Raw genomic sequence first — 8,944 nt, forward strand, 5'->3', positions numbered from 1 at the left:
AAGAAGAGGCAGGTGAGCGACGATTGGGCAAACAACGCGCTTTCAATGCCCCACGGTTTTCGAGAACAGGTTGACGACCAGTACCCCGAGGATGATCAACCCAAGGCCCACCACCGCAGGCAGATCGAGCTTTTGCCCGAAGATGATCAGACCGATCACCGCGACGAGTACGATGCCCACCGCGCTCCAGATCGCATAGGCGATTCCCAGCGGCAGCACCTTGAGGCTGATCGACAGCAGGTAAAAGCTGAGCAGATAGCAGGCCGCCATGCCGATGGTGGGCAAGGGACGGGTGAATTGCGCCGATAGCTGCAAAAGCGATGTGCCCGCGACTTCGAGCGCAATCGCCATCAGGAGCGCGGCATAGGGGAGAAACTGCACGGGACGACCTCTTGTCGGGAAAATGTCGGGCGCTGCAAATTGGCGCAGAGCGGCGGGCGGGTCAACCTGTGGCAGGTTTGAAGCTTGCCCCAGCGGCAGCGGGACGTTATGCCGCCCTCAACTGACAAGGAGCCCGCCGATGATCCCTCGTTACGCCCGCCCGGAAATGACCGAAATCTGGTCCCCCGAGACGAAATTCCGCATCTGGTACGAGATCGAGGCGCATGCCTGCGATGCGCAGGCCGAACTTGGGGTGATCCCGAAAGAAAACGCCGCCGCTGTCTGGCGCGCCAAGGATGTCGAATTCGACGTTGCCCGTATCGATGAGATCGAAGCGGTGACCAAACATGACGTCATCGCTTTTCTGACCCATCTGGCCGAGCATATCGGTTCTGACGATGCGCGCTTCGTTCATCAGGGGATGACATCTTCGGATGTTCTGGACACGACGCTGAATGTTCAGCTTGTCCGCGCCGCCGACATCCTGCTTGCCGATATGGACAAGCTGCTGGCGGCACTGAAGAAACGCGCATATGAACACAAGGATACCGTGCGTATCGGACGCAGCCACGGCATCCATGCCGAGCCAACGACGATGGGCCTGACCTTCGCGCGGTTCTATGCCGAGATGGCGCGGGGCAAGACCCGGCTGGAGCGGGCGCGCGAGGAAATCGCGACCGGTGCGATCTCGGGCGCTGTTGGGACGTTCGCGAATATAGACCCTTTCGTGGAAGAGTATGTTTGCAGGCAGCTGGGCCTGAAGCCCGAGCCGATCAGCACACAGGTCATTCCGCGTGACCGTCACGCAATGTTCTTCGCGACACTGGGTGTCATTGCCTCGTCGATGGAGAATATCGCCATCGAGATCCGTCATATGCAGCGGACGGAAGTGCTGGAGGCCGAGGAATTCTTTAGCCCCGGCCAGAAGGGCAGTTCCGCGATGCCGCATAAGCGCAACCCGGTGCTGACCGAGAATCTGACCGGACTGGCGCGGCTGGTACGTATGACGGTTGTCCCGGCGATGGAGAATGTCGCCCTGTGGCACGAACGCGATATCAGCCATTCCTCTGTCGAGCGTGGGATTGCGCCCGATGCGACGATCACGCTGGATTTCGCCCTGAACCGGCTTGCAGGCGTGATCGACAAGCTGGTCGTCTATCCACAGAACATGCTGAACAATATGAACAAGTTCAAAGGGCTGGTCATGAGTCAGCGGGTGCTGCTGGCCCTGACGCAATCCGGCGTATCGCGCGAGGATGCCTATCGGCTGGTGCAGCGCAATGCCATGAAAGTCTGGGAGCAGGGCAAGGATTTCAAGGAAGAGCTTCTTGCCGATTCCGAGGTTACGGCGGCGTTATCCCGCGATGAGATCGAAGAGAAATTCGATCTTGGCTATCACACCAAACATGTCGATACGATTTTCGCGCGGGTTTTCGGCGAAAATCCCGCCTGACATCTTCTGCGCGGTAAATCCGCGTTAGGAATTTCATGCCAGAATGGCCGTCTGCAAGGGAAAAACGGCTGAAAAGGGCATGGAATGGCGGTGCAGACCGGGCTTAGTCCGCGGCAGAAGGCAGCTATCATCGTTCGGCTATTGCTGGACGATGACGATGGGGTCACGCTGGATAACCTGAATGGCGAAAGACAGGCCCTGCTGTTCGAGGAAATGGCAAGGATGGACCTGATCGACCGTCAGACCCGTGATGACGTGATTTCGGAGTTCTGCGAACATCTCGAATCCGTTGGCGTGACCTTTCCCGGCGATCTGGACGGCACGTTGGAAATCATGTCCGACCGGCTGTCGAAAGACAGTTCCGACCGGCTGCGCCGGCTGGTGATGATGACCGGGAATGGCGATCCGTGGCCACGAATACTTGAGCTTTCTCAGGAAGATATCCAGTCCCTGGCGGATGGTGAGGCGGTCGAGCTGATTGCCGTGATGTTGTCCAAACTTCCGGTCGAACAGGCGGCCAGAACCTATACGGCAATGGACCCGGAACGGGCGCGGCAGGTCGCGCAGGCCATGGCGATGACACGCGATATCAGCCCGCAGGCGCTGCGCAGGGTCGGGCTGGTTCTGGCGCAGGCGGCGGATGCCCTGCCGCGCCCCGCCATCGAAACCAAAGCCTGCGACCGCATGGGTGATATGCTGAATTTCGCCAATGCGGATCTGCGCGCCAATGTGCTTGAGATGCTGGATGAGCAGGACCGGGAATTTGCGCTGGATGTCCGGCGGGCGATCTTTGTCTTTGCGCATATTCCAAAGCGGGTAGAGCCTCGGGACGTTCCCCGGATCGTGCGGGACATGAATCAGCAGGTTCTGCTTCGCGCATTGTCGCAGAACTCGGGGGAAGAAGCTGCAGCCGCGGAATTCATCCTGTCGAACCTGTCGCAGCGCATGTCCGAGAATTTGCGCGACGAGATCGCGTCACTGGGCAACGTGACGCCACAGGATGCCGAAGCGGCTACCAATGAGGTCGTGGTCCTGATCCGCAGGCTTGCGGCGGAAGGGGAACTGACCCTGATTCCACCCAAGGATGACTGACATGCCATTACGCGCAGCCTTCGGGGCGCAAACATGGCCCGAAGGCTCGGCATGCCGGGAATCCTTGTCCGAAAGGCCGGTCGGGGATATCAGGAAGGGGGATGCCGATCGGGCAGGCCGTTTCCGGAGGCTGCGATGAACAATCAGGTTGCTGTAGTGATAGTCGCGCTGATCGTCGGGACGCTTGTCCTCGACCAGGTCTGGTTGGAGCAGAATCTGCTCGTGAAGGCCGGGAAAGTTCTGGACGATACGATAGGGCGGCTTGCCTTTTGGCGATAGGTCCGAGCTAGACCTTTTGTGCTGCGGCATTATGGGGATTTGCATCGGCCCTCAAGCCGCGCTACAGGAATGCAACGTCATCTGGTCGGGAGAAATGAACTATGGCTGTGAAGGTCGCCATCAACGGTTTCGGTCGCATCGGGCGCAATGTCTTGCGCGGTATCGTGGAATCGGGGCGGACGGATATCGAAGTCGTCGCCATCAACGATCTTGGGCCGGTCGAGACCAATGCCCATCTGCTGCGCTATGACAGCGTGCATGGACGCTTTCCGGCCGAGGTGAAGGTCAATGGTTCGGCAATCGATGTCGGCCGCGGCCCGATCGAAGTCAGCGCGATCCGCAACCCTGCCGAACTTCCCTGGGGCCATATCGATATCGTGCTGGAATGCACCGGTATCTTCACATCTAAGGATAAATGCCAGGCGCATCTTGAGAACGGCTCGAAGCGGGTGCTGATTTCGGCTCCGGGCACGGATGCCGACAAGACGATCGTGTTTGGCGTCAACGACAATACACTGACCAAGGACGATATCGTCGTTTCCAACGCAAGCTGCACGACGAACTGCCTGTCGCCTGTCGCCAAGGTATTGAATGACAGCATCGGCATCACCCGCGGTTTCATGACCACCATTCACAGCTATACCGGCGATCAGCCGACGCTGGACACGATGCACAAGGATCTGTACCGCGCCCGCGCCGCCGCCCTGTCGATGATCCCGACCTCGACTGGTGCCGCCAAGGCCGTGGGGCTGGTGCTGCCCGAGCTGAAAGGCAAGCTTGACGGTGTGGCGATCCGCGTACCGACGCCGAATGTCTCGGTCGTCGATCTGACATTCGAAGCCGCCCGCGATACATCGGTGGATGAAATCAACGCGGCGATCAAGGCTGCTGCCGACGGACCCCTGAAAGGTGTGCTGGGTTATACGGAAGAGCCGCTGGTGTCGTCCGATTTCAACCACGACCCGCATAGCTCGATCTTCCATATGGATCAGACCAAGGTCATGGAAGGCAAGCTTTGCCGCATCCTGACCTGGTATGATAACGAATGGGGCTTTTCGAACCGCATGGCCGATACGGCGGTTGCGATGGGCAAGCTGATCTGATCAGGTTAGCCTGATAAATGAAGAAAGGCGGCGAAGTCATCCTTCGCCGCCTTTCTTATATGATAGCAACCGGTCAATCGGTTGCGGGTCAGCTGCCGGTCATTGTCCGCCGCGCACCTCGTCAAGCGCATTGACGCTGCTGCTCGCCCGGACGCCACGCTCGAAGATCAGCCATGTCGAGGGCGATTTGACCTTCAGCACGCCACCATAGAATTCCATTTCAGTCGCCGATTGCAGAACCGAGAAGAAGCGGTTTTCAAGTTCCGAGTTCTTGCAGGCCATCCTGTTCGAAACGATCGGTGCAAGCGCGAGGGCGGGCAATTCGGCGGTGTTTTGTGCGGAATAGCCGTTGCATGGACCAAGGCCCGATACCCTCTTTTCTTCGACTTTAAGTGTCACGTTCCGCAGGGGAACTGCGGCACCATCCATGCCGACCAGCACATAATCGCCACCCGGAATAAAACCGCGGTCGTCCGGTGAAATCTCCGGAGCCGGTTCGCAGGCAGCAAGAGCAAATGCGGCCATAGCGGCGGCAATCGGAAGACCAATGCGGGTTGGTCGGAACATCATTTCTCTCCTTAGGCGGTCTGATCGAGACTGAACGCAGTAAATCCGCTTTCGTTCCAGACTTCTAGCGAAATTCGCGTTACCCTAAAAGACGGCGCGCGATTACTTGCGCCTGAATTTCGGCCGCACCCTCGAAAATATTGAGAATCCGGGCGTCGCAAAGCACCCGGCTGATCTGATATTCAAGCGCGAAACCGTTGCCACCGTGAATTTGCAGCGCGTTATCCGCTGCTGCCCATGCTACGCGCGCGCCGAGAAGCTTGGCCATTCCGGCCTCGAGATCGCAGCGGTGACCGTGATCTTTTTCCCACGCACTGAAATAGGTAAGCTGGCGGGCGATCATGATTTCGACTGCCATCATCGCAAGTTTATCGCTGACGCGCGGAAACTCGATCAGGGGCTTGCCGAACTGCTTGCGGTCAAGGGCATATTGCAGGCCAAGCTCCAGCGCGTTCTGCGCTACGCCAATGGCGCGGGCCGCCGTTTGAATCCGCGCTGATTCAAAGGTTTGCATAAGCTGCTTGAAACCCTGGCCAGTGACCCCGCCAAGAAGATTTTCGCCCTTGACCTCGAACCCGTCAAAGCCGATCTCGTATTCTTTCATGCCGCGATAACCCAGAACCTCGATTTCGCCGCCGGTCATGCCGGGCGTCGGGAAGGGGTTTTCATCGTCGCCCGGTGTTTTCTCGGCGATGAACATCGACAATCCGCGATAATCGCTTGTTTCCGGTTCGGTCCGGGCCAACAGCGTCATGATATGGGTGCGGGCGGCATGGGTGATCCATGTCTTGTTGCCGGTGATCTTCCAGTTGTCGCCATCTTTGACGGCGCGGGTGCGCAGGCTGCCCAAATCGCTGCCGGTATTCGGCTCGGTAAAAACGGCGGTCGGCAAAATTTCGCCGCTTGCGAGACGGGGCAGCCAATGCTCTTTCTGCTCGTCCGTGCCGCCGCCCAGAATCAGTTCGGCGGCGATTTCGCTGCGCGTGCCAAGGCTGCCCACGCCGATATACCCGCGCGAGAGTTCCTCGCTGACGACGACCATGGCGGCCTTGGACATGCCGAGACCACCAAGATTTTCGGGAATGGTCAGGCCGAAAACGCCCAGTTCCGCCAGTTCCTCGATGATCTGCATCGGGATGAAATCGTCTTTCAGGTGCCATTCATGCGCATGCGGCACCACCTTGTCATCGGACCAGCGGCGGAACTGATCGCGGATCATCTCAAGATCCTCGTCCAGTCCGGTCGCGCCGAAACTTGCGCTGCCCGGATTGTCCGCCATGAGCCGGGCCAGCCTTGCCCGCGCATCGGGCGTGTTGCCTGCCATCAGCTCACGCGCGGTTTCGGACGGAGCCCAGTCGATGCCAAGATCCGAAAGACGCGCGAATTCGTTCTGGCTCATCGGGATCCCACCGGCGATCTGAGTGAGATATTCGCCAAATCCGATCTTCAGGATCAGCTCCTCCATCTCTCCCGAGACACGATCCGACCAGGCGCCAAGCTGGGCCAACGCCTCGACATAGGTCGTCAGCCACGAAAGCGCATGAGTGGCATGCTGATGCTGTTCAAGCAATGCGGCATCCACCTTGCCTTCCGGGGCAACTACGGCCCGCAAGGCATCGGTCGCCCGTTTTTGCAGATCCCTGATCTCGGACAGGACGGTTGCGGTCAGGTCGCGCATGTCTTTCATCGAATCTTCCTTTCGCGGCATTGCAGCATTGCTAGATCCTATGAAGGCGTTGCGCAACTATAATGCGAAATTTAAGCAGAAATTGACCAAAAATGTCGCGATGAAATTGGAGGATCTGCGATCAGACCTGCAGTTCGATACGATCACCCGCCAATTCAGGCTTTCAAAGCGTTGATGCGGCGACTAAACCGGGCTCGCAAAAGGAGGGTCGGCGATGAATCGGATTACCCCGAAACCCGGCATCATGGATATCGCGCTTTATGTCAGCGGCGAAAGCCGGTTGCAGGGGCATGAAGATGTGCTGAAACTGTCCTCCAATGAAAACCCGCTTGGGTGCAGCGAGGCGGCGAAGGCTGCTGTCGCGCATGCCACGGCTGAGCTTAACCGCTATCCATCGACCGACCACGCCGGGTTGCGCGACGCCATTGCCGAAGTGCATGGGCTGGATGCGTCCCGGATCATCTGCGGGGCAGGCTCGGACGAGGTGCTGCAATTCGTGACCCATGCCTATGCGGGGCAGGGCGATGAGATCATCACGACCGAGCATGGCTTCTCGATGTATCCGATTCTGGCCCGGATGGTGGGCGCAAAGCCGGTCACCGTGCCCGAGGCCGAGCGGCGGGTAGATGTCGATGCCATCCTGTCGGCGGTGACAGAGCGGACGCGGATCGTCTTTCTGGCCAATCCGGGGAACCCGACGGGAACCATGCTGGACGAAGAAGAGCTTGACCGGCTGGCCAGCGGTTTGCCGGATCATGTCCTGCTGGTCCATGACGGCGCCTATGCCGAGTTCACGGGCGGGCATGACGGGGGCGTGTCGCTGGTCGGGCGTTATCCCAACGTGATCATGACGCGGACCTTCTCGAAGATCCACGGGCTTGGCGGGCTGCGGATCGGCTGGGGCTATGCGCAGCGCGAGATGATCGATGTACTGAACCGTCTGCGGCAACCCTTCAACCTGTCATCGGCCCAGCTTGCGGCCGCGGCGGCCGCGGTCCGCGACACGAATTTCACCGCCCATTGCGCCGCCGAAAATGCGCGTTGGCGTGAATGGATGCGCAATGCGTTCGTGCAGATGGGCATCGGCTGCGACGAGAGCTTCGCCAATTTCCTGCTGGCCCGCTTCGTCAGCCCGGAAGAGGCCGAAGCCGCCGACACCGCTTTGCGTGATGATGGAATCATCGTGCGCCGCGTGGGCGGTTACGGCTTGCCGGAAGCGCTGCGGATCACCGTGGGCGATGAGGCGGGATGCCGACGGGTCATCGGCTGCCTCAGCCGTTTCATGGCCGGCAGAAGGGCGGTGGGATGAGCGTGATTTATAACCGTGTCGCCCTGATCGGGCTTGGCCTGATCGCGGGCTCGATGGCGCATGCCATGCGTGACGCCGGGCTTGCGGGGGAAATCACCGGCTATGCACGCAGCGCGGCGACGCGGGAAACTGCGCGTGAAATCGGGCTTTGTGATATGATTTGCGACAGCGCGGCCGAAGCTGTTGCGGGCGCCGATCTGGTCGTTCTGGCCGTTCCCGTTGGTGTCATGGGTGACGTCGCCGCCGAGATCGCACCGCATCTGGCGGTTGGCGCGACGGTGACCGATGTCGGCTCGGTCAAGCAGGCGGTTATCGCGGCGGTTCAGCCGCACATTCCCGCAGGCGTGCATTTCGTGCCCGGTCACCCTTTGGCCGGGACCGAGCATTCCGGCCCGCGTTCCGGCTTTGCCAGCCTGTTCCGCAATCGCTGGTGGCTTCTGACCCCGCTGCCGGATAGCGACGCCGGCGCGGTTGAGCGGCTGGGCCGCCTGATCACCGCGATGGGGGCCAAGATGGACCGGATGGAACCCGCCCATCATGATCTGGTGCTTGCCGTGACCAGTCACGCGCCGCATCTGATCGCCTATACGATGGTCGGCGTGGCCGATCATCTCAGCCGGGTGGCGGATGAAGAGGTGATCCAGTATTCCGCCGCCGGTTTCCGTGATTTCACCCGGATTGCGGCCAGCGACCCGACCATGTGGCGCGACGTCTTCCTGCATAACAAAGAAGCCACGCTGGATATCCTTGGCCGTTTCACCGAGGAGCTGTTCATGCTGCAAAGGGCGATCCGCATGGGCGACGGACCACAGCTTTACGATTATTTCACCCGGACGCGCGCGATCCGCCGCGGGATCATCGAAGCCGGGCAGGACACAGAGGCCCCGGATTTCGGACGCAGTCCCGATGCGAAAGGCCAGGATATCTAGGGCATGTCGCGTTGAACCGGAAACGCCGGTGAGTTGCGTCCCGCGATGGGGGGGGGGGGGGGGGGGGGGGGGGGGGGGGGGGGGGGGGGGGGGGGGGGGGGGGGGGGGGGGGGGGGGGGGGGGGGGGGGGGGGGGGGGGGGGGG

General features: G+C 60.3%; 9 protein-coding genes. 6 read left to right on the forward strand and 3 right to left on the reverse strand.

The annotated features are described in order from the left end of the window. Window positions 1–42: 42 nt before the first annotated feature. Window positions 43–381 (reverse strand): DMT family transporter, encoded by a 339-nt coding sequence (locus Q0601_RS13650; protein WP_305290397.1) that lies wholly within the window; start codon window positions 379–381, stop codon window positions 43–45. Between the two features lie 139 nt (window positions 382–520). Between Q0601_RS13650 and purB the strand changes: the two genes are divergently transcribed. From purB to gap, 4 genes are all read left to right on the forward strand, one after another. Next, window positions 521–1,834 carry an adenylosuccinate lyase gene (gene purB, locus Q0601_RS13655; protein WP_305290398.1) on the forward strand — a complete coding sequence of 438 codons (1,314 nt, stop codon included), beginning with the start codon at window positions 521–523 and terminating at the stop codon, window positions 1,832–1,834. An 84-nt stretch (window positions 1,835–1,918) separates the two neighbouring features. Continuing rightward, on the forward strand, window positions 1,919–2,926 hold the full coding sequence (locus Q0601_RS13660; protein WP_305290399.1) for a FliG C-terminal domain-containing protein: 1,008 nt from the start codon (window positions 1,919–1,921) through the stop codon (window positions 2,924–2,926). Window positions 2,927–3,061: 135 nt separating this feature from the next. After that, complete coding sequence (locus Q0601_RS13665) at window positions 3,062–3,205, forward strand: hypothetical protein (protein WP_305290400.1); 144 nt, start codon at window positions 3,062–3,064, stop codon at window positions 3,203–3,205. Between the two features lie 101 nt (window positions 3,206–3,306). After that, the gene (gap, locus tag Q0601_RS13670) at window positions 3,307–4,308 is read left to right on the forward strand and encodes a type I glyceraldehyde-3-phosphate dehydrogenase (protein ID WP_119751890.1); all 1,002 of its coding nucleotides are present in this window, start codon (window positions 3,307–3,309) and stop codon (window positions 4,306–4,308) included. Window positions 4,309–4,407: 99 nt separating this feature from the next. On the opposite strand, the gene Q0601_RS13675 is transcribed toward gap, so the two are convergent. Beyond that, window positions 4,408–4,875 (reverse strand): META domain-containing protein, encoded by a 468-nt coding sequence (locus Q0601_RS13675; protein ID WP_305290401.1) that lies wholly within the window; start codon window positions 4,873–4,875, stop codon window positions 4,408–4,410. 79 nt (window positions 4,876–4,954) lie between these two features. Beyond that, window positions 4,955–6,583: an acyl-CoA dehydrogenase family protein gene (locus tag Q0601_RS13680; protein ID WP_370656137.1), complete on the reverse strand. Its 1,629-nt coding sequence runs from the start codon at window positions 6,581–6,583 to the stop codon at window positions 4,955–4,957. 193 nt (window positions 6,584–6,776) lie between these two features. Here Q0601_RS13680 and hisC point away from each other — a divergent pair, with 193 nt between their 5' ends. Together hisC and Q0601_RS13690 are read left to right on the forward strand one after the other, a co-directional pair. Further along, on the forward strand, window positions 6,777–7,871 hold the full coding sequence (gene hisC / locus Q0601_RS13685) for a histidinol-phosphate transaminase (RefSeq protein WP_305290402.1): 1,095 nt from the start codon (window positions 6,777–6,779) through the stop codon (window positions 7,869–7,871). After that, window positions 7,868–8,800, forward strand: a complete 933-nt coding sequence (locus Q0601_RS13690) for a prephenate/arogenate dehydrogenase family protein (protein ID WP_305290403.1) — start codon at window positions 7,868–7,870, stop codon at window positions 8,798–8,800. Before hisC ends, Q0601_RS13690 begins: the two co-directional genes overlap by 4 nt. Window positions 8,801–8,944 lie beyond the last annotated feature (144 nt).

Source organism: Paracoccus wurundjeri (assembly GCF_030678915.1).
GTDB lineage: Bacteria > Pseudomonadota > Alphaproteobacteria > Rhodobacterales > Rhodobacteraceae > Paracoccus > Paracoccus onubensis_A.

Coding starts and splice junctions, on each gene's coding strand:
- gap (WP_119751890.1), top strand. CDS start 3,307: ATGGCTGTGAAGGTCGCCATCAACGGTTTCGGTCGCATCGGGCGCAAT.
- Q0601_RS13680 (WP_370656137.1), bottom strand. CDS start 6,583: ATGCCGCGAAAGGAAGATTCGATGAAAGACATGCGCGACCTGACCGCA.
- hisC (WP_305290402.1), top strand. CDS start 6,777: ATGAATCGGATTACCCCGAAACCCGGCATCATGGATATCGCGCTTTAT.
- Q0601_RS13665 (WP_305290400.1), top strand. CDS start 3,062: ATGAACAATCAGGTTGCTGTAGTGATAGTCGCGCTGATCGTCGGGACG.
- purB (WP_305290398.1), top strand. CDS start 521: ATGATCCCTCGTTACGCCCGCCCGGAAATGACCGAAATCTGGTCCCCC.
- Q0601_RS13690 (WP_305290403.1), top strand. CDS start 7,868: ATGAGCGTGATTTATAACCGTGTCGCCCTGATCGGGCTTGGCCTGATC.
- Q0601_RS13675 (WP_305290401.1), bottom strand. CDS start 4,875: ATGTTCCGACCAACCCGCATTGGTCTTCCGATTGCCGCCGCTATGGCC.
- Q0601_RS13660 (WP_305290399.1), top strand. CDS start 1,919: ATGGCGGTGCAGACCGGGCTTAGTCCGCGGCAGAAGGCAGCTATCATC.